This window comes from Streptomyces durmitorensis, from assembly GCF_023498005.1.
GTDB lineage: Bacteria > Actinomycetota > Actinomycetes > Streptomycetales > Streptomycetaceae > Streptomyces > Streptomyces durmitorensis.
This window is the reverse complement of the sequence record NZ_CP097289.1, coordinates 7346084-7371749: the sequence shown is the minus strand read 5'-3', so window position 1 is coordinate 7371749 and position 25666 is coordinate 7346084. Positions and strand designations below refer to the sequence as shown.

Sequence of the window (25666 nt, the reverse complement as noted above, 5' to 3'; positions counted from 1 at the left end):
ACGGAGCGTGGGGGCATGAGTTTCACCGATGAGTTGAAGAGTGCCGTCACCCCGCGAGCAGCCCTGCTGGTCATCGGTGTGCTGGCCCTGCAGCTGCTGTTCATCGCCTCCTACGTAGGGGCCCTGCACGACCCGAAGCCGAAAGACGTGCCCTTCGGAGTCGTCGCCCCGGGACCCGCGGCCAAGGAGACCTCGGACAAGCTCGGGAAACTCCCCGGTGAACCGCTCGACCCGCGCGTGGTCGAGGACGAGGCCGCGGCCCGGCACCAGATCATCAACCGCGACATCGACGGCGCCCTGATCGTCGACCCTCGGGGCACCACCGACACCCTGCTGGTCGGCTCGGGCGGCGGCACCGTCCTCGCCACCGCCCTTGAGAAGATCGCCACCGAGGTCGGCACGGCCGAGAAGCGGGGAGTCAGGACCGTGGACGTGGCCCCGGCGTCCACCAAGGACTTCGACGGGCTCTCGTCCTTCTACCTGGTCGTCGGCTGGTGCGTCGGCGGCTATCTGTGCGCATCGATCCTGGCGATCAGCGCGGGCTCCCGGGCCGCCAACGGCCCGCGCGCACTGATCAGGACCGGCGTCATGGCGCTCTACTCGATCGCGGGCGGCCTCGGCGGCGCGCTCATCATCGGGCCGATCCTGGGCGCCCTGCCCGGCAGCATCATGGGCCTGTGGGGCCTCGGCTCGCTGGTCGTCTTCGGGGTCGGCATGATCACGCTCGCCCTGCAGTCGCTCACCGGCATCGTGGGCATCGGCCTCGCCGTCCTGCTCGTCGTGATCGCGGGCAACCCGAGCGCGGGCGGCGCCTTCCCGCTGCCGATGCTGCCGCCGTTCTGGAAGGAGATCGGCCCCTGGCTGCCGCCGGGCGCGGGCACCTGGGTGGCGCGTTCGATCGCGTACTTCAAGGGCAACGCGATCACCGGACCGATGCTGGTGCTCGCCGCCTGGGCGGTCGTGGGCACCGCCGTCACCCTGGTCATGTCCTCGCTGCGCGGGGACCGCCAGCCGGGGCAGAAGCCCGCCATGGAGGAAGACTCCGGCGCCCACCGCGGGTGAGTGCGAGCGGCGGCCCGGGGCCGTTGTCAGACCCGGGTGCGAGGCTTGAGCGATGATCACCACCCTGGCGGTCGAGAACTACCGCTCCCTGCGCAAACTGATCGTCCCCCTGGACCGCCTGAACGTAGTGACGGGCGCGAACGGCACCGGCAAGTCCAGCCTGTACCGCGCGCTGCGACTGCTCGCGGACTCCGCGGCCGGCGGCGCGGTCGCGGCCCTGGCCCGCGAGGGCGGCCTGCCCTCCGCGATGTGGGCGGGCGAGCGCAAGGCGGAGCCCGCCGCCCTGCGCCTGGGCTTCGCGGGCGACGAGTTCGGGTACGCGGTCGACTTCGGCGTCCCCCAGTCCAGCGGCGCGGGCCCGGGTGGCGCCCCCTCCATGTTCGGCCTCGACCCGGAGATCAAGCGCGAGTCCACCTGGGCCGGGCCCGTGCTGCGGACCGCCGCGCTGCTCTGCGACCGCGCGGGCCCCGCCGTGCGCACCCGCACCGCCGACGGCGGCTGGCACCGCTCCCAGGGCATCCGGCCGTACGACAGCATGCTCAGCGAGTTCGCCGACCCGCAGTTGGCCCCCGACCTGCTCAGGCTGCGCGAACTGATCCGCTCCTGGCGGTTCTACGACCATGTGCGCACCGACGCCGACGCACCGGCCCGCGCCGCCCGCATCGGCACCCGCACCCCCGTCCTCAGCCACGACGGCGCGGACCTCGCGGCCGCCCTGCAGACGATCCGGGAGATCGGCGACGACCGTGCGCTCGACGAGGCGGTGGACGACGCCTTCCCGGGCAGCAGCGTGCGGATCGTCGACAACGGAGGCCGGTTCGAACTCCAGCTGCACCAGCGCGGGCTGCTGCGCCCGCTGGGCCCCGCCGAACTGTCCGACGGGACACTGCGCTATCTGCTGTGGACCGCGGCCCTGCTCACGCCCCGGCCGCCGTCCCTCCTCGTCCTGAACGAACCGGAGACGAGCCTGCACCCGGACCTGTTGCGCCCCTTGGCGGACCTGATCCTGACCGCGACCAAGGACACCCAGGTGGTCCTGGTGACCCACGCCCGCCCCCTCGCCGAAGCCGTGGCCAAGGGGGCGGTGCGCCACCGGATGGACGTCAACTCCATAGAACTGGTGAAGGAGTCGGGCGAGACGACGGTGGCGGGCCGCGAGAGCCTCCTGGACGAGCCGCTGTGGTACTGGCCGAAGCGCTGAGTGCTGACCTGCGGGTCGTCAGTGGCTGGTCGCGCAGTTCCCCGCGCCCCTTCGGGGCGCCCCGTAATAGGCCTGCCGCATCAACTGCTCCATCTCGGAGAGCATCGGCATCCGCGGGTTGGCAGGCGCGCACTGATCCGCGTACGCGTTCATCGCCTGCTCCGGCAGGGCCTCGATGAAGGCCGCTTCATCGACACCCTCCTCCTGGAAGGACGCGGGGACACCGCACTTGGCACGCAGCTCCTCGACAGCACGGGCGTAGGACTCCACCCCCTGCTCCGGGGAAGCCGCCGCCAGGCCCAGCATCCGGGCGATCTCCTGAAACCGCTCCGGCGCCCGGTAGACCTCAGCCTTCGGCCAAGGCGTCGCCTTGGCCGACACCGTGCCGTTGTGCCGGATGACGTGCGGCAGGAGCAGCGCGTTGGTGCGGCCGTGCGAGACGTGGAAGGTGTTGCCCAGCGTGTGCGCCATCGCGTGCACCAGGCCCAGGAAGGCGTTGGCGAAGGCCATGCCCGCCACGGTCGAGGCGTTGTGCATCTTCTCGCGCGCCTCGGGGTCCTTCGCCCCGTTCACGACGCACCGCTCCAGGTTCTCGAAGATGAGCCTGATGGCCTGGAGGCAGAGCCCGTCGGTGTAGTCGTTCGCGTACACCGAGACGTACGCCTCGGTGGCGTGGGTCAGCGCGTCGAAGCCGGAGTCGGCTGTGACCGTCGCGGGGAGCCTCATCGGCAGGGTCGGGTCGACGATCGCGACGTTCGGGGTGAGGGCGTAGTCGGCGAGCGGGTACTTCTGCGCGGCCCTCGGGTCGGAGATGACGGCGAAGGGGGTGACCTCGCTGCCCGTGCCCGATGTGGTCGGGACGGCCACCATCTGCGCCTTCTCGCCCAGGCCCGGGAACTTGAAGGCCCGCTTGCGGATGTCGAAGAACTTCTCCTTGGTGTCCGCGAACTCGATCTCGGGGTGCTCGTACATCAGCCACATGATCTTGGCGGCGTCCATCGGTGAGCCACCGCCGAGCCCGATGATCGTGTCCGGCTCGAAGTCCCGCATGCGTGCCGCCCCGGCCTGCACGGTCGCGAGCTCCGGGTTGGGCTCGACGTCGTCGATGACCTGGACGGTGACGGCTTCGGGGCGCGCCGCGAGGATGTCGGTGACCTTCTGGACGAAGCCGAGCGTCGACATCGTCTTGTCCGTCACGATCGAGACGCGCTTGATGCCGTCCATCTCGCCCAGGTAGCGCAGGGAGTTGCGCTCGAAGTAGATCTTCGGCGGGACCTTGAACCACTGCATGTTGGTGTTGCGCCGTCCGATCCGCTTGACGTTGATGAGGTTGACCGCGGAGACGTTGTTCGACACCGAGTTGTGCCCGTAGGAGCCGCAGCCGAGGGTGAGCGAGGGCAGGAACGCGTTGTAGACGTCGCCGATGCCGCCGAAGGTCGAGGGCGCGTTGACGATGACGCGGACCGCCTTGACGCGCCTGCCGAACTCCTCGGCGAGCTCCTCGTCCTCGGTGTGGATGGCGGCGCTGTGGCCAAGGCCGTTGAACTCGACCATCCGGGCCGCCAGTTCGAGGCCCTGCTCGGTGGAGTCGGCCTTCAGCGCGGCCAGGACCGGGGAGAGCTTCTCGCGGGTCAGCGGCTCGCCCTCTCCGACCTCCGCACACTCGGCGACGATGACCGACGTGCCCTCGGGGACCTCGAACCCGGCCTGCTCGGCGATCCACCGCGGGGACCTGCCGACGACGGCCGCGTTCAGCTTCGCGCCCGAGCAGTCGGCGCCGAAGGCCGTCGTCTTGAAGACGAACTCCTCCAGCTTGGTCTTCTCGGCCGCCGTGACGACGTACGCACCGAGCCGCTCGAACTCCGCGATCCCCTCGTCGTAGATCTCCTTGTCGAGGATCACGGCCTGCTCGGAGGCGCAGATCATGCCGTGGTCGAAGGCCTTGGAGAGCACGATGTCGTGCACGGCACGCCGCAGCTTGCCGCTGCGCGTGACGTACGCGGGTACGTTGCCCGCGCCGACGCCGAGCGCGGGCTTGCCGCAGGAGTAGGCGGACCTGACCATGGCGTTGCCGCCGGTGGCGAGGATGGTGGAGACGCCCTCGTGGTTCATCAGGAGGCCCGTCGCCTCCATCGAGGGCTCCTCGATCCACTGCACGCAGTCCGCGGGGGCACCGGCCTCGATCGCGGCGTCGCGCACGATGCGGGCGGCCTCGGCGGAGCAGCGCTGGGCGCTGGGGTGGAAGGCGAAGACGATCGGGTTGCGGGTCTTCAGGGCGATGAGGGCCTTGAAGAGGGTCGTCGACGTCGGGTTGGTCACCGGGGTCATGGCGCAGACGACGCCGACCGGTTCGGCGATCTCGGTGATGCCGTTCAGTTCGTCGCGGGAGATGACGCCCGCGGTCTTCAGGCCGCGCATCGAGTTGACGACGTGCTCGCAGGCGAAGAGGTTCTTGACGGCCTTGTCCTCGAAGAGCCCGCGGCCGGTCTCCTCCACGGCCAGCTTCGCCAGGTCCCCGTGCCGGCCCAGTGCGGCGAGTGAGGCCTTCTTGACGATGTGGTCGACCTGCTCCTGGTCGTACGACGTGAACCGGCCGAGCGCGGTCAGCGCCCTCTCGACCAGTCCGTCCACCATCTCGCTGGCCTCCATGGCGGGGCTCCTTCACTGAGGCGTTTTCGCTTATGCCTCAATTGCACACCCGCACATCCCGCCCCAGGAGGCGAAAAGGGCCTCTGGGGGCAGGCCGAAAGTCCTTTTGTGAAAACTTTCACAAGGCTCGCGGAAAGGGGCCGGTCCGCCCGTCGGCGGACCGGCCCCAAGTCCCGCTGCCCCCTGCCGGGGGCCTGCCGTCAGCCGATTTCCGCACCGAACGCGGAGAGCGCCTCGGGAACCGGCTGGAAGAACGTCTCCCCGCCGCCGGAGCAGTCACCGCTGCCGCCCGAGGTCAGGCCGAGCGCGGTGTCGCCCGCGAAGAGCGCGCCGCCGCTGTCGCCGGGCTCGGCGCAGACATCGGTCTGGATGAGCCCGTTGACGATGTCGCCGTTGCCGTAGTTCACGGTGGCGTCGAGGCCGGTGACCGAGCCGTCGTGCAGCTGCGTGGTCGAGCCGCTGCGCTGCACCTTCTGGCCCACGGTCGCGTCGCCGGCCTTGGTGATGGCCTGCGTCGAGCCGTTGTAGAGGTTCACCTCGCTCGGGTGCGCGGTGTCGCCGCTGTACTTGACGATGCCGTAGTCGTTGTCGGGGAAACTGGAGCCCGCGTTCTCACCGATGGCCGGGCCGCCCTGCTCCTCGGACCAGCTGGTCACCGCCTCGGTGCAGTGGCCCGCGGTCAGGAAGTGCGGAGCGCCGTCCTTGACCACGTTGAAGCCGAGCGAGCAGCGGCTGCCGCCACCCCAGATGGCGTCGCCACCTGCGATGAAGGGCTTGAACTCCCCCTTGCTGTGCTGGAGTTCGGCCTTCGAGCCGAGCCCCTTCACGACAGCGCCGAGCTTGTCGAGGTCGGCGCCCTTGACCGTGCGGTCCGCCGTGACGACGACCTTGTTGGTGGCCGGGTCGACCGCCCACGAGGTGCCGGGGATGGACGCCTTGTCGCTCAGCGTCGTACGGGCGCTCTTCAGCTCGGCCAGGGAGTTCTCGACGACTCTCGCCTTGGCTCCCGCCGACTCGACAGCGTCAGCCGCGCTCTTGTCGAGGACGTTCACGACGAGGTTCTTGGCCTTGGCGTCGTAGTACGAGCCTGCCGCGTCCAGGCCGAGGTCCTTGCCGAGGGACGAAGCGAGCTTTCCGGCCTTCGCGACCGAGAGGGTGTCCGGCGTGGGGGTCGGGGCACTCTCACTCGCGTTCGCAGTCTGGAAGGTGATTCCGGCGGCGATCAGTGCGGTGATGCCCGCACCTGCCACGGCTGCACGTCGCTTGGATATGCGTCGGTGCTTCAAGTCACGTCCTCCTGTGGGGGGTCGGCCCGTTCGGTGTGGGGACCTGGGGACCGGAAGGCGTACCGGCACGGAGTCGCACACGCTGCAATAGCCGCGTCCATGCCAAATGGTGCGGCCCACTATCCCGATACCGCCTGGTAGCACACAAGGTCTACTTCAGGACGCGCACGCGACGGTCACCGTGCGCCCCCCGTGTCTTCACCGGCGCCGGTCTCACCACGTCGGTTCCCGCTGCAAACACCGCGTGCGAGCGGGTGATCGGCAGCGGGTAAGGACTAGTCCTGTCCGGTTTTCGACGCTCCTGGCGCGTCCGGCTCTCCGGCTGTCGCACTCCCGGAATCCGCCGTACCGGATTCCGGGAGTGCGGCAGCGGGAGACTCGGACACGGCGGCGGGCGGCTGCGGCGGTGCCGGCGGCTGCGCCTGCGTGGACCGCTCCAGGAAGCGCAACAGCTCCACCGGGAAGGGCAGTACGAGCGTCGAGTTCTTCTCGGCGGCGACCGCCACCACCGTCTGCAGAAGCCGCAGCTGGAGGGCGGCGGGCTCGTCCGCCATCTCGTGCGCGGCCTGGGCCAGCTTCTTGGAGGCCTGCAGCTCGGCGTCCGCGTTGATGACACGGGCCCGCCGCTCACGGTCGGCCTCGGCCTGCCGGGCCATGGAGCGCTTCATCGTCTCCGGGAGCGACACGTCCTTGATCTCGACCCGGTCGATCTGCACGCCCCACCCGACGGCGGGAGAGTCGATCATCAACTCCAGGCCCTGGTTGAGCTTTTCCCGGTTGGAGAGCAGATCGTCGAGATCGCTCTTGCCGATGATCGACCGCAACGACGTCTGCGCCATCTGCGAGACCGCGAAGCGATAGTCCTCCACCTGGATGACGGCCTCGGCGGCATCGATGACCTTGAAGTAGATGACCGCGTCCACGCGCACCGTGACGTTGTCCCGGGTGATGCCGTCCTGCGCCGGGACCGGCATCGTCACGATCTGCATGTTCACCTTACGGAGCCGGTCCACGAACGGCACGATCATCGTGAACCCGGGCCCGCGCACCGAACGCTGCAACCGTCCCAGCCGCAGCACCACACCCCGTTCGTACTGTTTGACCACACGCGCCGCGGCCATCACATAGACCGCTCCGGCACATCCGACGGCCACTCCCGTCGCCACCAGCTCCTCGACCATGCCGGCCCCCCAGGGTCCGAATTGGGCGTGTTGGGCGTGCACTTCGAAGGTAGCGCCGCACGGCGCACAAAGGGAGACGGGAGACAGGAGAGAGCCCCCGCCCGGAACTCCGGGCGGGGGCTCTCCTGCTGCTGGCTGCAGGTCGGCCGTACGTCGGTCAGTAGACGCTCACGCCGTACGCGCTCAGCGCCTCGGTGACCGGCTGGAAGAAGGTCGTGCCGCCCGATGAGCAGTTGCCGCTGCCGCCCGAGGTGAGGCCAAGTGCCTTGGTCCCCGCGTAGAGCGGGCCGCCGCTGTCGCCGGGTTCGGCGCAGACCGTGGTCTTGATCATGCCGTAGACGACGTCACCGCCGCCGTAGTTGACGGTCGCGTTCAGGCCGGTGACCCTGCCGCTGTGGGTGCCGGTGGTGGAGCCGCGCCGGGTAACGTTCTGACCCACGGTGGCGTTGCCCGCGCTGGTGATGTCCTGGCTGCCGACCGTGCCCGACTTGGTGATCGACGTGTTCGAGTACTTGACGATGCCGTAGTCGTTGGTCGGGAAGCTGGATCCCGTCGTGGAGCCGAGGACCGTGGTCTTCGCCGAGTTGGCCCACCAGGTGCCCGCACCGTCGGTGCAGTGACCGGCGGTGAGGAAGTAGTAGGTGCTGCCGCTGCGGACGTTGAAGCCGAGCGAGCAGCGCCAGCTGGACGCGTAGATGGCGTCGCCGCCGGAGATCAGCTTGCTGAACTTGCCGGGGGTGCGCTCGACCTTGAGGGCGCCGGCCGTGCTGCCCGCCGCGTCCTTGATCTTGGCGATCTCGGCCTTCGAGACGGTGCTGTCGGCGGTGACGACCAGACGGTTCGTCGCCTTGTCGACACTCCATGCGGTGCCTGCGACATCCGCGTCGAGCACCGCGTCGCTCGCCTTGGTGAGCTGCGCCGAGCTGAAGGTGGTGACGTCATTGGCGTTCGCAGCGGGGACGGCGAGCGCGCCGACGGCCACAAGTCCGGTGGCCACGGCGAGCAGACGAGTACGTCTCGCTATGCCGCTGCGGGGGGTGGTGCGCTTGTTCCTCACTTGTTGTTCCTCCCGGGGGGAAGTCAGTGGGCCCGTGTGGGTTGGGGCCCGTGAGGCGCAGCCAATGAGCAAAAGGCAGACCGGATTCCGGATACGCCGTGCTCCTGACAAGCGCTGCTCGGGAGTATTCGGGCCGGGGACACCGCGCACAAGGGCGCCTTTCGGCCGTCAGCCGGATACACGAAGACCGGCCCCGGCGGCTGTCGTACCTGTCGTACGCCGCCGGGGCTTGGGTCATCGGCTCTGTTTCTGACGTGTCAGTGGTCGATAAGGTTCCGCTCTCCCGCGGCGATCTCGGCGTCAAGGGTGTTGCCCGGGGGCGGGAAGGGGCAGATGAAGTGGTCGGCGAAGGCGCACGGCGGCAGCAGCGCGCGGTTGAAGTCGACCGTCGTGCGCCCCTCGGCGTCCGGCGCGGCGGGCCGCAGGAACCGGAACCGGTAGCTGGACACCCCACCGGTCGCGTCGCCGAACACCGCCCACAGCGAGCCGTCCCCCTCGACGGACACCTGGAGCGTGTGGTCCGTTCCGGCCAGGCTGAAGGCCAGCTCACCGCCGAGGCCGAGCCCCCGCTCCACCCCGTCCGCGTTGCCGACCCGGACGGTGCGCACGCCGTCGACGGTGCTCTCGGCGGCGTACGGCGTGAAGCGCCCCGGCACCGCCCAGCGCGCGTCGTACTCGGTGGCCTCGATGCCCTGGAAGGCGCGGCGCGTGGCGGAGTCCGGGTCGAAGTCGCGTACCGCCCAGAGCCCTTCGCGCCGCAGCACGACGAAGCGGCGGTCGCCGTGCCCGACGCGGGCCGCGGCGACCGGCCCCGGGTCGGCGGCGAGACGGGCCTCTCCGGTGAAGAGCTGCCCGTCGAGGGTGAGCCCGTCGCCGGTCTCCGCGGTCAGGACGATCTCGTCGCCCGCCTCGGTCCAGCGCCCGGGGATGTCCGGAAGCGATCCGTCCGGGTAGTCCGCGAGCCAGTGCGTGCCGGTGAGGGAGAGCGGGCCGTAGGGCGCCGACACCGTCTCCGTGCGCTGCTCGTGCCAGTGCTTCCAGTCGCGTGAAGCGTCCGTCGTTCCGTCCGTCGTCATGTGATCAACCCTTTCATACCGGTATGTGCCGCATACGGTCATCCCCTTGCGGCTTTGCGCAGACGGTCCCTACGGCTTGGGCAGACCCTTGGGGTTGATCTGCGACTCCTTCACGGCCTCGCTCGTCAGATCCCAGCGCGCCAGGACCTTGGCGTAACTTCCGTCCTTGATCACGTGGTTGAGCGCGGCGGCGTAGGCGTCGACGAGCCCGCTGTCCTTCTTCGTGGTGGCGGCGATCTCGCCCTGGATGCTCGGGCCGCCACCCGAAAGGGTCCCGATGATCTTCGTCTGCCCCGACGACGCGACGTGGTAGGCGGCCGACGGGTTCGGGCCGAGGTAGGCGTCGATGCGGCCCGACTGGAGGGCCAGGTAGTAGTCGGAGTCCTTCTGGAAGTACTTGATCTCGACCGGCTCGCGCCCGGCCTTCTCGTTCTGCTCGCTCCAGTCGAGAAGGATCTTCTCCTGGTTGGTGCCGGAGGAGACCGCGATCGTCCTGCCCGCCACGTCGGCCGGCTTCTTCGCCGTCCAGTCGGCGTCCTTGCGGGCCTCGAAGGCGATGTTGTCGTGGCGGTAGGTCGCGAAGTCGTACTTCTCCTTGCGCTCCTCGGTCACCGTGACGTTCGAGAAGACGCCGTCGAACTTCCCGCTGTCCAGGCCGACGAAGAGGTTCTCCCAGGAGACCTGCTCGAACTTCGGCTTCAGGCCGAGCGTGTCGGCGACCAGGCTCGCGATGTCGACCTCGGAGCCGATCCGCGTCTTGTCGTCGGTGGCGTAGAAACCGAGCGGCGCGACCGAGTCGGCGCTGCCGCCGAGCCGCAGCGTGCCGCGCTCGCGCACCTTCGCGGGCAGGAGTTTCGCGAGCGCGTCGACCTTCTTGCCGCGTACGCGGTTCTGGTCGGGCCCGATGTTGATGTTGCCGACCTTCTTGGTGCCGGGCTCGCCTTTGCCGGTCGCGGCGTCGCTGTCCCCGCCGCAGGCGCCGAGCAGGGGCATCAGGGCCAGGGCGGCGACGGAGGCGGAGAGGGTACGTCGGGAAAGCATGCGGGAGCTCCTGGAGAATCTTGGGGCGGGGAGGGCTGGAGAACCTTGGCTAGAGAACCTTGGAGAGAAACGCGCGGGTGCGGTCGTGCCGCGGCCGGTCGAGTACGTCGCCGGGGGCGCCCTGCTCGACGATGAGCCCCTCGTCCATGAAGACGACCGTGTCGGCGACCTCGCGCGCGAAGCCGATCTCATGGGTGACGACGATCATCGTGGTGCCCTGGCTCGCCAAGTCCTTGATGACGTCGAGGACTTCACCCACCAGTTCGGGGTCGAGGGCCGACGTCGGCTCGTCGAAGAGGAGCAGCTTCGGTTCGAGGGCGAGCGCGCGGGCGATGGCCACTCGCTGCTGCTGCCCGCCGGAGAGCTGCTTGGGGTAGGCGTCCGCCTTGTCGGCGAGCCCGACCCGGTCGAGCAGGGTCCCGGCGTGGGCGACGGCTTCCTTGCGCGGGCGCTTCAGCGCCGAGATCGGCGCCTCGACGACGTTCTCCAGGACGGTCAGATGCGGGAAGAGGTTGAAGTTCTGGAAGACGAAGCCGATCTGGGTGCGCTGCTTGAGCACGTCGCGTTCGCGCAGCTCGTACAGCTTGTCGCCGGAGCGCCGGTAGCCGACGAGCGCGCCGTCGACGCTGATCCAGCCCTTGTCCACCTTCTCCAGGTGGTTGATGGCGCGCAGGAGCGTGGACTTGCCGGATCCGGAGGGCCCGAGGATGACGGTGACCTCACCCTTGCGGACCTCCAGATCGAGGCCCCGCAGGACTTCCAGGGACCCGAAGGACTTGTGTACGGACCGGAGTTCGACCATCGCGCTCATCGCGATGCCCCCTTCGAGAAGTGACGTTCGACGTAGTGCTGGAGGACGGAGAGGGCGGTGGTGAGCAGGACGTACCAGGCGGTGGCGACCATCAGGAGCGGCACGACACGGCCGTTGCGGCCGTAGATGACCTGGACCTGGTAGAAGAGCTCGCCGATCGCCATCACGGAGACGATCGAGGTGCCCTTGAAGAGGGAGATGATCTCGTTGGCCGCATTGGGCAGGATCGAGCGCATCGCCTGCGGCAGGACAATGCGGCGGATCTGCCGCAGCCGGGGAATGCCGAGCGCGGCCGCCGCCTCCAACTGACCGCTGTCGACGGACAGTACGCCCGCGCGCACGATCTCGGCGGCGTACGCGGCCTGGTGCAGGGCCAGTCCGAGGACCGCCGCGCTCATCGCGCCGACGAGCCCCATCGTGTCGAAGGAGAAGAAGCCGGGCCCGAACGGGATCCCGAACTGCAACTCCTTGTACAGATAGGCCAGGTTGAACCAGAACAGCAGCTGCACGATGAGCGGGATCGACCGGAACGCCCAGATGTAGGCGAAGGCCACCGCCTTCAGGAACGGGCTCGCCGAGAGCCGCATGAAGGCGAGCACGATGCCGAGCGCGAAGCCGAGGGCCGTGCCGTAGAAGGTGAGCTGGAGGGTGACCCAGACCGCCTTGAGGATCACGTCGGCGGTGAAGAACTCGGCGAACACCTCCCATTCCCAGCCGGAGTTGGTGGCGAGGCCGTGCGCGAACTGGGCCACGAGGACGGCCGTGGCGACGACGGCCGCCCAGCGCCAGGGGTGGCGTACGGGGACGACCTTCAGCGCGCCGAAGTCGTCCTTCACGAGGTCACTGACCGGCTCGCGCTCCGTCACGCTCATCGGGTGCGCTCCGAACCGCGGGCGTAGTGCCGCTCCACGTAGTACTGGCCGACGCTGAGCAGCGAGGTGATCACGACGTACCAGATGGTGGCGACCAGGAGCAGCGGGATGACCTGGTAGGTGCGGTGGTAGACGAGCTGCACGGAGTAGAGCAGGTCCTGCACCGCGATCACGCTGACGATCGACGTGCCCTTGAGCGTGCCGATCAGCATGTTCCCCGCGGGCGGCACGATGGAGCGCATCGCCTGCGGAAGGACGACCCGCCGCCATCGGCGCCACCGGCTGAGCCCGAGCGCCTGCGCGGCCTCGATCTGCCCGCGGTCGACGGAGAGGATGCCGCCGCGCACCACCTCGGCGGCGTACGCGGCCTCGTGCAGGGTGAGTCCGATGACGGCGATGGTGATGGGCCCGAGGAGGTTCACCGTCTTGATGCCGAAGAGGTACGGGTACAGCGCCCCGATGTTGAACCAGAACAGCAGTTGCACCAGGATCGGCATCGACCTGAAGAGCCAGACATAGCCCCAACTGACCCCGCGCAGCACGGGGTTGGACGAGAGTCGCCCCATGGCGAGCACCGCGCCGAGCGCGAAGCCGAGCGCCATGACGACGGCGGTCAGCCAGAGCGTGAGCCACAGGCCGCGCAGCACGGACGCGGAGGTGAAGTAGTCGCCGACCACGTCCCACTGGAACGCTTCGTTGCGGACGACCGAGTTGACGGCGAGCGCGAGGAGCACGAGGACCGCGGCGGCGGCCACCCACTGTCCGGCGCGGCGCTGCGGCACGATGCGCGGGACTTCGGGAGGTGGGTCGTGAGGAGGGGCGGTCGCGGCTTTGGCGAGCGTGTCGGAAGACATGGCGAAGGCTCCGTGGATACGGGAGGTGATGCCTTCACACGGACCGAGCCCCTCAGCACGATCCGCCTTGAGAGTAAGGGGCGGTTCACGCGCCCTGTCAAGGCCGTCCAGGATGTGAGCGTTACGTCTCAGGGCAGTTGACGCGCAAACGGATGCCTGTTCCACTTGCCCCATGCATCCGCAGCAGTGGCTGGTCACGCGCTCCCACATCGACTTCGGTCGAGTGTGGTCCGCGTCGTGTTCGACGACTCTCTGAGCCGACCCCCTGCGCGCTGAGCCCTTCGCTGTTCCCGGGTCTCTCCCGCCTTGCATCTCCCGTGCGCTCGCGCGCCGTTGACCCCGCCTTCACACGCGTACGCCGCTGCTGCACCGCCCTGAGCAGCGGCACCCCCTCCCCTCGCACGTCCGCTTCGCCCTGCCCTGCTGCCTGATGGAGACCGTCACGCCATGAGCAAGCCCCCGTACTCCCGCCGCATCCCTGCGGCCTTCGCCCTGATCACCGCCGCCACGCTCACGCTCACCGCCTGCGGTTCCGGCGGCTCCGCCGACACCACGGGTGGTGCGGCGCCCGCGGGCAAGAGCGCCAAGATCCCCACGCAGGACGTGGTCTCCTCGGTCAAGAAGGACGCGACGGCCGCGAAGCTCCTGCCGCCGGACGTGCGCGAGCGGGGCACCCTCAGTCTCGCGACCGCCGTCGGCGGCAGTCCGCCCGGCAACACCTACCTGGAGGACGGCAAGACGATCGTCGGCCAGGACGCCGACTTCGCGGAGGCCGTCGCCAAGGCGCTCGGCCTGAAGCTGAAGCGCGAGGCCGCGAGCTTCGAGGCGATCCTGCCCGCCCTGGACAGCGGGAAGTACGACCTGGGCACCGGCAACTTCGGCGTGACCGAGGAGCGGCGCAAGACCATCGACTTCGTCACGTACATCAACGACGGCCAGGGCTTCGCCGTCCGTGAGGACAGCAAGCTGAAGAAGGTCACCGATTTCAGGCAGCTGTGCGGCCTGAACGTGGCGACCGGCGCGGGCACCACCTTCGAGGTCACCCTTGAGGACAACAAGCACGTGTGCGAGGACGCGGGCAAGAAGCCGTACAGCGTGAAGACGTACGCCGAGCAGGGCGCGATCTGGGGCTCGCTCCAGCAGGGCCGCACCGATGTGGTGATGTCCACGATCAACGGCCTGCGCTATGCGGTCGACCAGCAGGAGGGGCTGAAGTTCCTCGGTGAGTACCACCGTCTCGACGTCGGCTTCGCCTTCAAGAAGGGCACGAGGCTGGCGCCGGCCTTCCAGGCCGCGGTGAATCAGCTGATCGAGGACGGCACCTACGACCGCATCCTGAAGAAGTGGGGAACCCAGGCCTCGGCGATCGACGAGTCCCGGATCTCGCCCCCGGAGATCAAGGACTGACTGCCCATCAGGGTGGGCGCCCCCAAGGGGCGCGGGGAACTGCGCGACCAGCCACGACGAGCCCGCGGACGAAGCAGGGACCGCCGGGTGCCTAGAGCCCGCAGTCGCAGCACTGGCAGCACTCACAGATGCCGCAGCACCCGCAGTCGCCACAGTTCGCGCAGCACCCCTCGCGCTTCTTGCGGGACCAGGGACCCTCGTACGAATCCGCACAGCACAGCTTGCAGGTGCAGCACAGCCCGATGGCAACGGCACACCCCGCCCAGAAGCCCCGCTTCCCCGGCTTCGGCGGCTGCGGCTCGAACGCCGGCCCGCCACCGGGACCGCCAGGACCGCCCGGACCGCCGGGCACCCCGCCTCCGTACGGATTGCCACCTCCGTACGGGGACTGCGGGCCGTACGGACCGCTGGAGGGAGGTCCGTACGGTCCGCCCTGGTCCGGCGGCGGGCCGAAGGAACCGCCCTGATGGGCCGTCACCTCGTGTGCGTGCCCGCAGGCATCGGTCCCGAAGGCGCGGTCCACCGAGCGCCCCAGCTCGTGCGCGAGCAGCATGTGGGCGAGCTTGCCGTCGGTGAATTCGACCTCGCGCAGCGCGAGGCGTATGCCGTGCAGCGCGTCGTCGGCCAGGCGCCGGGCCTCGGCGAGGCCGGCGCCCGTGGCCGTCAGCGGGTTCCAGGCACCCGACGCGGCGTCAGCTTCCTTGTCCTCCACGGCATCCAGGAGGTGCGCGAGCCTGCCGAAGAGCCGCCCCGCCTCGGCGAGCGGCTCGGCGTTGCCCGGCCTGCCCGCGATGACGGCGGTGTGCGCGAAGGCCGCGGCGGTCGCGGTCTCGGTCGGCTCGGTGACCGTGAGCAGGGAGGTGCCGGGGCCCGCCAAGGTCTCGATGCCGACCTGCCGTTCGACGGCGTCGAGCAGGACCGCCGTGTCGAAGCCCACATCGGCGCCGGTGCGCGCACCCGCCCTGTCCCAGCTCTGTGCCACTTTCCGGGCGGCGGCGGCCACCGGCCTGCGCGCCAAGAGGCCGTCCCCGTCGACGACGTGGTCGCGCACCTTCGCCGACGCGAGCACCAGCGAGACGGCGGCGGCGAGCCGCGCTCCCTCGCCCTGCGCGACGGACGCGGTGCGCATCCCGCGCAGCGGACAGGGCCCGGCGGTGCGCCGCCAGCCGGTCGACTTGGCGGCCTGAGCCTCCGTCAGAACCGAGATGATCAGGCCGTCGTAGTTGGTCACGACCCGGGCGAACTGCCCGTGATCACTGCGCAGCGCGAGGCAGAGCCCGCACAGATGCGCCATCCATTGCGTCTTGAGCCCCTCACCGAGACGATGACTGCAGGGCCTGACGATTCCGAACATGCGACTCCCCCGTGAGCCTGTCGCCGATCAACTCGGGCATCGTATCGAGGGGTCCGTTCACCCGGACGCACCGGTCGTCACCCATACGCCGTGAAGAATCATATTTCACTCACTGTCAGCAGCCGTACACAGCAGGACCCTTGGGGAGCCACGTGAAACACGGGGTTGACTCTGCACCAGTACCGTCACGAAAACCCCGCGCGGCGACTATCCACTTGGCGCACTATCCGCATCATGGACGAACATGGGGATAGGGACTGCAGAAAGCCCGCTGCGAGAGGAGGCGTCCATGGGATCGGTACGCAAGGCGAGCGCCTGGCTTGGCCTCGTCGACGACAACAACAATGACGAGCGTTACTACGACGGCTACGACGACGACGGGGCCGAGGGGCCCGGCGATGCCTGGGTGACCGACCCGCGGGTGCGGGTGGTGGCCGAGGCCGCCGAGGAGGAAGGACGCCGGATCGGGACCGTGACCCCGGACAGCTTCCGGGACGCCCGCGGCATCGGCGAGCTCTTCCGGGACGGCGTCCCGGTCATCATCAACCTCACGTCGATGGAGCCCGGCGACGCCAAGCGCGTCGTGGACTTCGCGGCGGGCCTGACCTTCGGTCTGCGCGGCTCCATCGAGCGCGTGGCGACGCGGGTCTTCCTGCTCACCCCCGCCAACACGCAGATTGTCAACGGGGAGGCCACGAGCCGTCCGTCGGACGGCTTCTTCAACCAGAGCTAGCGGGCGAGGCCGCTCACCGGAAGGCGTCAAGACCGGTGAGCGCCTTGCCCAACACGAGTTGATGCATCTCGACGGTGCCCTCATAGGTGAGCACCGATTCGAGGTTCGTGGCGTGCCGCATCACGGGGTACTCGAGCGAGATCCCGTTCGCGCCCAGGATCGTCCGGGACGTGCGGCAGATCTCGATCGCTTCTCGTACGTTGTTGAGCTTGCCGAAGCTGACCTGTTCGGGGCGGAGCCTGCCCGCGTCGAGGCGCCGGCCGAGGTGGTGCGCGAGCAGGATGCCCTTGTGCAGCTCGACCGCCATGTCGGCGAGCTTGGCCTGGGTGAGCTGGAAGCCGCCGATGGGCCTGCCGAACTGCTCGCGGGTCTTGGAGTACTCGACGGCTGTCTCGAAGGAGGAGCGGGCGGCGCCCATGGCTCCCCAGACGATGCCGTAGCGCGCGTGGGAGAGACAGCTCAGGGGGCCCTTGAGCCCGGTGACCTCGGGAAGCACCGCGTCGGCGGGCAGCCGCACCTCGTCCATCACCAGCTCACTGGTGACGCTCGCGCGCAGCGACCACTTGTGCTTGATCTCGGGGGCCGAGAAGCCGGGGGTCCCGGTGGGGACGACGAAGCCCCTGATTCCCTCGTCGGTGTGCGCCCAGACCACGGCGACCCCGGCCACGGATCCGTTGGTGATCCACATCTTGCGTCCGGTGAGCACCCAGTCCGTGCCGTCCCTCTTCGCGAAGGTGCGCATGGAGGCCGGGTCGGAGCCGTGGTCGGGCTCGGTCAGGCCGAAGCAGCCGATGATCTCGCCCGCGGCCATGCCGGGCAGCCAGCGCTGCTTCTGCTCCTCGGAGCCGAAGCGGTGGATGGCGTACATGGCGAGGGAGCCCTGCACGGAGACGAGCGAGCGGATGCCGGAGTCGGCGGCCTCCAGCTCCAGACAGGCCAGGCCGTACTGGACGGAGCTGGCGCCCGCGCAGCCGTAGCCCTCCAGGGACATGCCGAGCGCGCCGATCGAGCCGAGCTCGCGGGCCAGATCGCGGATGCCGGGCAGCTCGCCCTTCTCGTACCAGTCGGCGATGTGCGGCAGGACGCGGTCGGCGGCCCAGGTGCGGACGGTCTCCCGGATCGCGAGGTCCTCCGGCTCCAGGAGGTCGTCGATGCCGAGCGGGTCGGCGGGGTCGAAGGGCGGCAGGGGCGTACGGCTGCGTGCGGACATCTCGGGCCTCCGGCGGCGCAAAAACTAGCAGTGGTAGTTACTTACGGCTAGCTGTGACGTTACGGCGAGGCGGTCGCGCGCGTCCAGGGTGGCCCGGTGCGCCCGCGTCAGCGGACCGACGACTCCACGCGGACGCCCGCCCCGTCACGCGGTGCGGGTATCCCGGCATCCGCGTCCGGCTTGGGCTCATGGTCCTGGTCCTGGTCCTGATCCCGGTCCTGGTCCTGCGAGGCGGCCCCACACTCCATGGTCCGCGGCAGCTTCAGCGCCATCAGCGCGCCGAGCAGCAGCAGCCCCGCGCTGACCAGCAGGGTCACATGCAGCCCGTGCACGAAGGACTCCCGCGCGGCGCTGCGGAGCGCCTCGCCCGCCCCGCCGCCGAGCCCCGAAGCGACTTCGTACGCCTCGCCCAGCGAGTGGCTCGCGGCGGCGCTCTCCTTGGCGGGGACGCCCTGCACGGACGAGAGGCCCGGCGCGTACGCCGCGTTCATGACGCTGCCGAGCAGCGCGATGCCGATGCCGGCGCCCAGCTGGTACGAGGTCTCGCCGATCGCGGCTGCGCCGCCCGCCTGCGACTGAGGAGCCTCGCTGAGCATCGACTCGTACGAACCGAAGAGCGTGGTCTGCAGGCCGAGGCCGAGCAGCACGAAGCTGGTGATCATCAACGGGTCGTTGAGCTGGTCGCCCATGCCGGTGAGCACCACCACGGCCACCGCGGTCAGGGTGAAGCCGGAGGCCACCATCGTGCGCGGGCCGAAGCGGTGCAGGAACTTCGATCCGGCGAGGCCCGCGACCATCGCGGCGACGGTGAGCGGCACGAGCCGCATGCCGGTCTCCAGCGGGGAGAGGCCGAGCACCAGCTGGAGATACTGCGCGGCGACCAGTTCGAGGCCCACCAGGGCGAGCATCGCGAGCACGATGCAGCCGAGCGAGGTGCTGAAGGCGGGCCGCGAGAACATCGACAGGTCTATGAGCGGGTGCTTGCGCCGCCGCTGCCTGCGGACGAAGCCGACCAGGAGGGCCGTGCCGAGGAAGAACGAGAGGAGGGTCGTCATGCCGAACGGCGACTCTCCGCCACCGGCCCGCTTCACCGCGAACACGAGGCCGAAGAGACCACCCGCGGCCATCAGCGCGCCGACCACGTCCCACGGCCCGTCGCGGTCGCCCGTCGACTCGGGAAGCAGCAGCCGCCCGATGGGCAGGCTGACCAGCATCAGCGGGATGTTTATCAGGAAGACCGAGCCCCACCAGAAGTGCTCGAGCAGGAAGCCGCCGAGCAGCGGTCCGCCCGCGGCGCCGATACCGGCCACCGCGCTCCACACACCGATGGCGACGGCACGCTCACGCCGGTCGGGGAAGACCTGGCGGAGGATCGAGAGGGTCGCGGGCATGATCATCGCGCCGCCGACGCCGAGCAGGGCGCGGGCCGCGATCAGGACCTGGGCGTTGTCGGCCATCGCCGCCACGGCCGAGGCCACTCCGAAGAGGGCGTAGCCGAGCAGCAGCACGCGTCTGCGGCCGATCCGGTCACCGAGGGTGCCGAAGAGGATGAGCAGCGAGGCGCAGACCAGCGGATAGACGTCCACGATCCACAGCAGCTCGATGCCGCCGGGCTTGAGGTCCTCGGTGACGGCGGGCACCGCCACGTGCAGGACGGTGGCGTCGACGGCGACGAGCAACAGGCTTACGCAGAGAACGACGAGCACCAGCCAGCGGTTGGCGCCACCCTGCGACCCGGGTACCCGACGGCCGGAAGGAGCGGTGGCCGTGGTTGAACCCGACATGTGCGATACCTCCCAGTGATCCCTCGCATCGGCGGCCCTGCGGGACGTGATCTCCCAGCTGGCGGCGGCGAAAGGCGAGTGAGCCGTCAGAGTACGCGAGTTCACGGCTGTGGCGCGTGGCGGACCTCTCACGGTTGCACGGAGACGGTGTGGCGTACGCCACGCTGCCCACGCATGGACCACGCACCCGGGCGGGCGGCCGGTTCCCCCCTGCGCCGATAATCGAGCCCGTGACCGATCTTGATCAACGCCTGCCGCCGCCCTCGTACGGCGCCCGTGCGGGCGCCGCGCTGCGCCGTGCGGCGCCCGCTCTCCTCGCCTACGCGGGGGTGCGCGCCCTGGGCGTCGCGGTGCTCGCGGCGTGGAGCGCGGCGGCGGGCAAGAGCCCGCACACGCTGCTCACCGCCCGCTGGGACTCGCTCTGGTACACCCGCGTCGCCGAGTTCGGCTACGGCTGGGAGGTGCGGCTCCCGGACGGCAGCGTGCACTCGAACCTCGCGTTCTTCCCGCTGCTGCCCTGGCTGGAGCGCCTCGTCTCGGCGATCAGCCCCTTGTCGTACGCCGACGCGGGCCTGGTGGTGAGCTGGCTCGCCTCGCTCTGCGCCGCCGCGGGGATCTTCGCGATCGCCGATCACCTCTACGGGCGACGTGCGGGGATCTGCGCGGTCGCGCTGTGGGCGGTCCTGCCCGTGGGGATCGTGCAGTCGATGGCGTACAGCGAGTCCCTCTTCACGGCGCTCGCGGCCTGGTCGCTGTACGCGGTGCTCACAGGGCGCTGGGTGTGGGCGGGGGTGCTCGCCTCCTTCGCGGGCCTGACCCGTCCGGTGGGCGCCGCGGTCGTCGCGGCACTCTGGGTGACGGCGGCGCTGCGGATCCGCGGCGAGCGCAAGGCCGACCGGCGCATGATCCTCGGGGGGGTCCTGGCCCCGCTCGGCGCCGCGGGCTACGTCCTGTGGGTCGGCCACCGCACCGGGGACGGCCTCCTCGGCTATCTCGACGTCCAGGCGGGCTGGGGCAACGGCTTCGACTTCGGCTACGCCTTCGCCCGCTTCATCGGCGACAAGTTCACCGCCTTCCCCGCGGCGCTCGCGGGCGTCGGCCTGATCGTCGGGGTCGCCCTGGTGGTCTGGCTGTACGTCATCGGCGTACGGAAGAAGCAGCCGCTGCCGCTGCTCGTCTACAGCGGGATCGTCGTGGCGCTCGCCCTGTGTGCGGCGGGCTATTTCGGCTCGAAGCCGCGCCTCCTGCTGCCCGCCTTCCCGCTGCTCCTGCCCCTCGCCGTGGCCCTCGCCCGGCTGCGTACGTCCAGGTCGGCGCTGGTGCTCGGGGGTGTGGCGGCGGCGAGCGCGGTGTACGGGGCGTTCTGGCTGAACGGCTCGGGTCCGCCATGATCATTTCCTGGGCCCCGGTGAGCGCGGGGGAAATTCCGCACCAGGCCCCGGTGAACGAATTCATAAGCGCCATAAAACGGCCGCACTAATGATCAACGAATTCGGTAAGGGGCTCTTCGCGGAATAGGGAAGCCGCAGGAATAAACCCCTGTCTGAGATCAATGCCACATCACATCGTCATCACAAAGCCACTGATTCGGCCTAGTGGTGCACTCACTCGCTGTAACGTCGATTGGGTGCGTACCGAACGAAACCTCACCCGTCTGGACCGGGTCTTCGCCCGTCTTGACCGTGAGCCGGAACGACCGGCCGGCCTCGATGTACCGAGGATGAGCAGGCACAGGATCGTGCTCTTCAGCGCGACCCTGGCCTTCTACCTCGCCATCGTGGTCGCCGTGCTGACCACCTCGTGGCTGGTGCGGTTCGACTGGCAGGTCATGTTCTTCCGGCCCTACCAGCAGTGGCCCGAGATCCACGCCTTCCTCGACTACTGGGTGGTCCTCGGCCAGCGCGGCCCGACCGCCGTGATGGTCGCGGCCTGGCTGGGCTGGCGCTCCTGGCGTCAGCACACCATCCGCCCGCTCCTGACGTTCGGCGCCGCCCTGCTTCTCCTGAACGTCACGGTCGGCGCCGCCAAGATCGGCATGGGCCGCCTCGGCCCGCACTACGCCACCACGATCGGCGCCAACGAGATGTGGCTCGGCGGCGATATATTCCCTTCCGGCCACACCGCCAATGCCGTGGTGACCTGGGGAATCCTGGCCTACATGGCCTCCACCCCGCGCACCCGCCGCTATCTCTCGGCGCTCTCCGCCGTGGTCTCCCTCAGCGTCGGCCTGACCACCGTGTACCTCGGCACGCACTGGCTGAGCGACGTCTTCCTCGGCTGGGCCGCGGGTCTGCTCGTCCTGCTCGCGCTGCCGTGGGTGGAGCCGCTGCTCACCCGGGTCGAGGGGTGGATCTTCAGCCTGCGGGACCTCTGGCGCGACCGCCGCGCAGCCGCCGGCCTCCCGGCCCCGGTCACCCCGGTCCCGGCGATGTCGCCGCAGCCCGCAGCACCGGCCGACGAGCCCCAGGTCCGCGAGCCGGTCGGTGCCCCGCGCCCCGCCCGCGCCCCGGCCTACCTCGCGCCGGGCCCGCACACGCCGCGCTCCGAGCGCAGCCCGGTCACCCCGGCGGGCAGCCGCCGCCCGCCGCACTCCGAGCGAGCCTCACGCGCCGCCACGTCGCCCCGCCCCGTCGCGGGCGGCTAGCCCCAAGGACAGCGGGGGTCGGTACGCACAACCCATCCCCCGCATCGCGAAGGCCCCGGTTCCGTCCAGGAACCGGGGCCTTTCGCTTTCGCCATGCCGTGCCGTCGTCATACGTCGCCGGGGCGCGGTCAGCCCTTCCAGCAGCGGATCACGACGCCTTCCTTGACCTCGAAGTTGAGCCGCCCCGCGAGGTACTCCATGGTGATGATCGCGCCCGGCGGCAGCGACCTGACCGTGGACCAGCCGCGCTCGCGGGCCTGCTGCTCGGCGCCCTCGGCGGCGAGGCCGACGTAGGCGTCCATGCTGCCCTGGGGTTCCTGGGGTTCGGCGGGAGGAGTCGGAATAGGTGCCATGGCCGCCACGTTAGGCGGCGTGGCCCGGCCGGGGAAGGCCGTAGCCGGACACCATGCGTCACCGGTCCCTCTCCGGTCACGCTTTTGTCACAGCATCACGACCGTCGTTTCGCCTTAACTCCGTCACACGTACGGGCGGTTGTGGAGTTGTTCCGACGTGATTCCTGGATTTCCCGCGAGCCTCACGGCAGCGCCCAGAAACGACCGTAATAGCACGGCGGAAAAGTGGACGAGGCACCTTTGCGGACCCTGCGCAATTCCCGAATCCTGGCCGCCCGACGGCAGGTGACGCCACATAGGGAATTCACGGTTCCAGCACAGCGGTCCGGTACGCCCCCTGTCGGAGCCGGGTGTGACGCGAGCATCATGGCGGGTGCTTCAGGCAGGCCCAGGGCGCACGACGGCGAAGGGGCGAGCAATGGGGACCGAGACCGCAACGGCGGCGGCACCGCCGGCCCGGCAGAAGAGTCCGGGCCGGGTCCTCGTGGACTGGCTGACCACCACCGACCACAAGAAGATCGGTCACCTGTACCTGATCACGTCCTTCGTGTTCTTCCTGGCCGCGGGGCTGATGGCCCTGATGATGCGGGCCGAGCTCGCCCGCCCCGGGCTGCAGCTGATGTCGAACAACGAGTTCAACCAGATGTTCACCATGCACGGCACGATCATGCTGCTGCTCTTCGCGACGCCGACCTTCGCGGGCTTCGCCAACGAGATCATGCCGCTCCAGATCGGCGCGCCCGACGTCGCCTTCCCGCGGCTCAACATGCTGTCGTACTGGCTGTTCCTGTTCGGCGGTCTGATGGTGCTCGGCTCGTTCCTGGTGCCCGGCGGCCCCGCCAACTTCGGCTGGTTCGCCTATGCGCCGCTCAACAGCATGGAGCGCTCGCCCGGGATCGGCGCCGACCTGTGGATCATGGGCCTCGCGCTCTCCGGGTTCGGCACGATCCTCGGCTCGGTGAACTTCCTGACGACCATCATCGGGATGCGGGCGCCCGGCATGACGATGTTCCGTATGCCCGTCTTCACCTGGAACGTCCTGTTCACTTCGATCCTGGTCCTGATGGCGTTCCCGGTACTCGCCGCCGCACTGCTCGTCCTGGAGGCGGACCGGCGCTTCGGCTCCATGGTGTTCGCCCCGGAGAACGGGGGCGCGCTGCTGTGGCAGCACCTCTTCTGGTTCTTCGGGCATCCGGAGGTCTACATCATCGCGCTGCCGTTCTTCGGGATCATCTCCGAGATCATCCCGGTGTTCAGCAGGAAGCCGATCTTCGGCTATCTGCCCCTGATCGGCGCGACGATGGCCATCACGGGGCTCTCGGTCGTCGTGTGGGCGCACCACATGTTCGCGACGGGCGCGGTGCTCCTGCCCTTCTTCGCCTTCATGTCCTTCCTCATCGCGATCCCCACCGGCGTGAAGTTCTTCAACTGGACGGGGACGATGCTCAAGGGCTCGCTGTCGTTCGAGACACCGATGCTGTGGGCGGTCGGCTTCCTGGTGAGCTTCCTCTTCGGCGGGCTCACCGGCGTCATCCTGGCCTCACCGCCGCTCGACTTCCACGTCACCGACTCGTACTTCGTCGTGGCGCACTTCCACTACGTGGTGTTCGGCACCGTCGTCTTCGCGACCTTCGGCGGCTTCTACTTCTGGTGGCCCAAGCTCACCGGGAAGATGCTCGACGAGCGGCTCGGCAAGATCCACTTCTGGACGCTCTTCGTGGGCTTCCACGTGACGTTCCTCGTCCAGCACTGGCTGGGCGCGGAGGGCATGCCCCGGCGCTACGCGGACTACCTGTCGGCGGACGGCTTCACGGCGCTCAACACCATCTCGTCCATCGGGGCGTTCCTGCTCGGCCTCTCCACGCTGCCGTTCCTCTACAACATCTGGAAGACCGCCAAGTACGGCAAGAAGGTCGACGTCGACGACCCCTGGGGCTTCGGCCGCTCCCTGGAGTGGGCCACCGCCTGCCCGGCGCCGCGCCACAACTTCGTCACGCTGCCCCGGATCCGCTCCGAGTCCCCGGCGTTCGATCTGCACCATCCCGAGTACGCGGCGTTCCAGCCGCCGGGGACCCAGCGCCCGGATCCGCAGACCGAACACCCCGGTCCAGGGCCCGGCTCAGGAGGTCCCTCGCCGAGCTGATCCGTTCGGTGAAGTCCGCGGGCTCGACGACCTCGAACTCGAAGCCCATCAGAAGCACATGGATCACCATGACGTCCAGGCTCATGGCGCCCGTGCGCAACAGACAGCTGCTCCCGGTCTCGGCCTCCAGCGTGCCGTCCGACGGGGTGACCCGCTGGGCCGCCTCCTCCAGGGGCACCAGGAGCCGGAACACCGCCTGGGCGGCGTACGCACGGGTGGAGACGCCCTGGGAGACGTACGCGGCGAGATCGTCGGCGGGCGGGGTGCGCGGCGCGAAGCGCGGTCCGTGCGGCGGCCTCGGGGTGATGCGGTCCGCGCGGAACGTGCGCCAGTCGTCGCGGTCGACGTCCCACGCGACCAGGTACCACCGGCGCTCGGTGCAGACGATGCGGTGCGGTTCGACGGTGCGGCGGGTCGAACTGCCGCCGTGGTCGCGGTAGTCGAAGCGCAGGCGCTCCGCGTCCCGGCAGGCGTGGGCGAGTTCGGTCAGGACCGAGGGGTCGACGGCCTGCTGCTGCGGGGTTCTGAGCATCGGCACGGTGAACGCCGTGAGCGCGCCGACCCGGCGCCGCAGCCTGCTCGGCAGGACCTGCTCCAGCTTGGTCAGGGCGCGTACGGAGGTCTCGCCGATGCCCTCGATGCCCTGCCCCGCGGCGGTGCGCAGGCCGACGGCCACGGCGACCGCCTCGTCGTCGTCCAGGAGCAGCGGCGGCAGCTCCGCGCCCGCGCCGAGCTGGTAGCCGCCGCCCGTGCCGGGGCTCGCGTTGACGGGGTAGCCGAGCTCGCGGAGCCGGTCCACGTCACGGCGCACGGTGCGCGGGGTGACGCCGAGCCGGTCGGCCAGGTCCGCGCCCGACCAGTCCCGGTGGGCCTGGAGGAGCGAGAGCAGGCGGAGCAGTCGTGCGGAGGTCTCCAACATGGGGCCGATTGTGCCCGGCGTCGCGGACA

General features: G+C 69.7%; 20 protein-coding genes and 1 pseudogene. 7 read left to right on the top strand and 14 right to left on the bottom strand.

The genetic code is table 11. The features are described from left to right. Positions 1-15: 15 nt before the first annotated feature. Both M4V62_RS32940 and M4V62_RS32935 read left to right on the top strand, forming a co-directional pair. Entirely contained in the window at positions 16-1062 is a 1047-nt protein-coding gene (locus M4V62_RS32940; RefSeq protein ID WP_249590836.1) for an ABC transporter permease, read from the top strand. A gap of 52 nt (positions 1063-1114) precedes the next feature. After that, positions 1115-2263: an AAA family ATPase gene (locus M4V62_RS32935; protein WP_249590835.1), complete on the top strand. Its 1149-nt coding sequence runs from the start codon at positions 1115-1117 to the stop codon at positions 2261-2263. 18 nt (positions 2264-2281) lie between these two features. Here M4V62_RS32935 and adhE read toward each other — a convergent pair whose 3' ends face one another. The 9 genes from adhE to M4V62_RS32890 form a co-directional block, all read right to left on the bottom strand. After that, entirely contained in the window at positions 2282-4912 is a 2631-nt protein-coding gene (gene adhE, locus M4V62_RS32930) for a bifunctional acetaldehyde-CoA/alcohol dehydrogenase (protein WP_249590834.1), read from the bottom strand. 200 nt (positions 4913-5112) lie between these two features. Next, the gene (locus tag M4V62_RS32925) at positions 5113-6198 is read right to left on the bottom strand and encodes a S1 family peptidase (RefSeq protein WP_249590833.1); all 1086 of its coding nucleotides are present in this window, start codon (positions 6196-6198) and stop codon (positions 5113-5115) included. A 275-nt stretch (positions 6199-6473) separates the two neighbouring features. Further along, entirely contained in the window at positions 6474-7379 is a 906-nt protein-coding gene (locus M4V62_RS32920) for a slipin family protein (RefSeq protein WP_249590832.1), read from the bottom strand. A 157-nt stretch (positions 7380-7536) separates the two neighbouring features. Then, positions 7537-8436: a S1 family peptidase gene (locus tag M4V62_RS32915; protein ID WP_249590831.1), complete on the bottom strand. Its 900-nt coding sequence runs from the start codon at positions 8434-8436 to the stop codon at positions 7537-7539. Positions 8437-8693: 257 nt separating this feature from the next. Further along, positions 8694-9512 carry a DUF1684 domain-containing protein gene (locus tag M4V62_RS32910; protein ID WP_249590830.1) on the bottom strand — a complete coding sequence of 273 codons (819 nt, stop codon included), beginning with the start codon at positions 9510-9512 and terminating at the stop codon, positions 8694-8696. A 69-nt stretch (positions 9513-9581) separates the two neighbouring features. Further along, positions 9582-10553 carry an ABC transporter substrate-binding protein gene (locus M4V62_RS32905; protein ID WP_249590829.1) on the bottom strand — a complete coding sequence of 324 codons (972 nt, stop codon included), beginning with the start codon at positions 10551-10553 and terminating at the stop codon, positions 9582-9584. Positions 10554-10602: 49 nt separating this feature from the next. Beyond that, positions 10603-11364, bottom strand: coding sequence for an amino acid ABC transporter ATP-binding protein (locus M4V62_RS32900; RefSeq protein WP_283779121.1), 762 nt, complete (start codon positions 11362-11364; stop codon positions 10603-10605). Continuing rightward, positions 11361-12236, bottom strand: coding sequence for an amino acid ABC transporter permease (locus M4V62_RS32895; RefSeq protein WP_249590828.1), 876 nt, complete (start codon positions 12234-12236; stop codon positions 11361-11363). Before M4V62_RS32895 ends, M4V62_RS32900 begins: the two co-directional genes overlap by 4 nt. Next, the gene (locus tag M4V62_RS32890; protein WP_249590827.1) at positions 12233-13090 is read right to left on the bottom strand and encodes an amino acid ABC transporter permease; all 858 of its coding nucleotides are present in this window, start codon (positions 13088-13090) and stop codon (positions 12233-12235) included. Before M4V62_RS32890 ends, M4V62_RS32895 begins: the two co-directional genes overlap by 4 nt. A 447-nt stretch (positions 13091-13537) precedes the next feature. On the opposite strand from M4V62_RS32890, the gene M4V62_RS32885 reads away from it, so the two are divergent. Then, on the top strand, positions 13538-14497 hold the full coding sequence (locus M4V62_RS32885; protein WP_249590826.1) for an ABC transporter substrate-binding protein: 960 nt from the start codon (positions 13538-13540) through the stop codon (positions 14495-14497). A gap of 91 nt (positions 14498-14588) precedes the next feature. Here M4V62_RS32885 and M4V62_RS32880 read toward each other — a convergent pair whose 3' ends face one another. Continuing rightward, positions 14589-15851: a DUF5685 family protein gene (locus M4V62_RS32880; protein WP_249590825.1), complete on the bottom strand. Its 1263-nt coding sequence runs from the start codon at positions 15849-15851 to the stop codon at positions 14589-14591. A gap of 289 nt (positions 15852-16140) precedes the next feature. Here M4V62_RS32880 and M4V62_RS32875 point away from each other — a divergent pair, with 289 nt between their 5' ends. Beyond that, positions 16141-16584: a cell division protein SepF gene (locus M4V62_RS32875; RefSeq protein WP_249590824.1), complete on the top strand. Its 444-nt coding sequence runs from the start codon at positions 16141-16143 to the stop codon at positions 16582-16584. Between the two features lie 13 nt (positions 16585-16597). On the opposite strand, the gene M4V62_RS32870 is transcribed toward M4V62_RS32875, so the two are convergent. Continuing rightward, complete coding sequence (locus tag M4V62_RS32870; protein WP_249590823.1) at positions 16598-17794, bottom strand: acyl-CoA dehydrogenase family protein; 1197 nt, start codon at positions 17792-17794, stop codon at positions 16598-16600. A 107-nt stretch (positions 17795-17901) separates the two neighbouring features. Next, a complete protein-coding gene (locus tag M4V62_RS32865) occupies positions 17902-19578 on the bottom strand; it encodes an MFS transporter (RefSeq protein WP_249590822.1) in 1677 nt (558 codons plus the stop codon). Positions 19579-19808: 230 nt separating this feature from the next. On the opposite strand from M4V62_RS32865, the gene M4V62_RS32860 reads away from it, so the two are divergent. Together M4V62_RS32860 and M4V62_RS32855 are read left to right on the top strand one after the other, a co-directional pair. After that, positions 19809-20969 (top strand): glycosyltransferase family 39 protein, encoded by a 1161-nt coding sequence (locus M4V62_RS32860; RefSeq protein WP_249590821.1) that lies wholly within the window; start codon positions 19809-19811, stop codon positions 20967-20969. A gap of 236 nt (positions 20970-21205) precedes the next feature. After that, complete coding sequence (locus M4V62_RS32855) at positions 21206-22222, top strand: phosphatase PAP2 family protein (protein ID WP_249590820.1); 1017 nt, start codon at positions 21206-21208, stop codon at positions 22220-22222. Between the two features lie 128 nt (positions 22223-22350). On the opposite strand, the gene M4V62_RS32850 is transcribed toward M4V62_RS32855, so the two are convergent. Further along, positions 22351-22575, bottom strand: a complete 225-nt coding sequence (locus M4V62_RS32850; RefSeq protein ID WP_249590819.1) for an I78 family peptidase inhibitor — start codon at positions 22573-22575, stop codon at positions 22351-22353. Between the two features lie 418 nt (positions 22576-22993). On the opposite strand from M4V62_RS32850, the pseudogene ctaD reads away from it, so the two are divergent. Further along, positions 22994-24565: pseudogene (gene ctaD / locus M4V62_RS32845) on the top strand (aa3-type cytochrome oxidase subunit I); the annotation flags it as partial. Between the two features lies 1 nt (position 24566). On the opposite strand, the gene M4V62_RS32840 reads toward ctaD, so the two are convergent. Next, positions 24567-25637, bottom strand: a complete 1071-nt coding sequence (locus M4V62_RS32840) for a helix-turn-helix transcriptional regulator (protein ID WP_249590818.1) — start codon at positions 25635-25637, stop codon at positions 24567-24569. Positions 25638-25666 lie beyond the last annotated feature (29 nt).

Coding starts and splice junctions, on each gene's coding strand:
- M4V62_RS32940 (WP_249590836.1), top strand. CDS start 16: ATGAGTTTCACCGATGAGTTGAAGAGTGCCGTCACCCCGCGAGCAGCC.
- M4V62_RS32880 (WP_249590825.1), bottom strand. CDS start 15,851: ATGTTCGGAATCGTCAGGCCCTGCAGTCATCGTCTCGGTGAGGGGCTC.
- M4V62_RS32840 (WP_249590818.1), bottom strand. CDS start 25,637: ATGTTGGAGACCTCCGCACGACTGCTCCGCCTGCTCTCGCTCCTCCAG.
- M4V62_RS32865 (WP_249590822.1), bottom strand. CDS start 19,578: ATGTCGGGTTCAACCACGGCCACCGCTCCTTCCGGCCGTCGGGTACCC.
- M4V62_RS32920 (WP_249590832.1), bottom strand. CDS start 7,379: ATGGTCGAGGAGCTGGTGGCGACGGGAGTGGCCGTCGGATGTGCCGGA.
- M4V62_RS32910 (WP_249590830.1), bottom strand. CDS start 9,512: ATGACGACGGACGGAACGACGGACGCTTCACGCGACTGGAAGCACTGG.
- M4V62_RS32850 (WP_249590819.1), bottom strand. CDS start 22,575: ATGGCACCTATTCCGACTCCTCCCGCCGAACCCCAGGAACCCCAGGGC.
- M4V62_RS32870 (WP_249590823.1), bottom strand. CDS start 17,794: ATGTCCGCACGCAGCCGTACGCCCCTGCCGCCCTTCGACCCCGCCGAC.
- M4V62_RS32905 (WP_249590829.1), bottom strand. CDS start 10,553: ATGCTTTCCCGACGTACCCTCTCCGCCTCCGTCGCCGCCCTGGCCCTG.
- M4V62_RS32935 (WP_249590835.1), top strand. CDS start 1,115: ATGATCACCACCCTGGCGGTCGAGAACTACCGCTCCCTGCGCAAACTG.
- adhE (WP_249590834.1), bottom strand. CDS start 4,912: ATGGAGGCCAGCGAGATGGTGGACGGACTGGTCGAGAGGGCGCTGACC.
- M4V62_RS32875 (WP_249590824.1), top strand. CDS start 16,141: ATGGGATCGGTACGCAAGGCGAGCGCCTGGCTTGGCCTCGTCGACGAC.
- M4V62_RS32900 (WP_283779121.1), bottom strand. CDS start 11,364: ATGAGCGCGATGGTCGAACTCCGGTCCGTACACAAGTCCTTCGGGTCC.
- M4V62_RS32890 (WP_249590827.1), bottom strand. CDS start 13,090: ATGTCTTCCGACACGCTCGCCAAAGCCGCGACCGCCCCTCCTCACGAC.
- M4V62_RS32885 (WP_249590826.1), top strand. CDS start 13,538: ATGAGCAAGCCCCCGTACTCCCGCCGCATCCCTGCGGCCTTCGCCCTG.
- M4V62_RS32895 (WP_249590828.1), bottom strand. CDS start 12,236: ATGAGCGTGACGGAGCGCGAGCCGGTCAGTGACCTCGTGAAGGACGAC.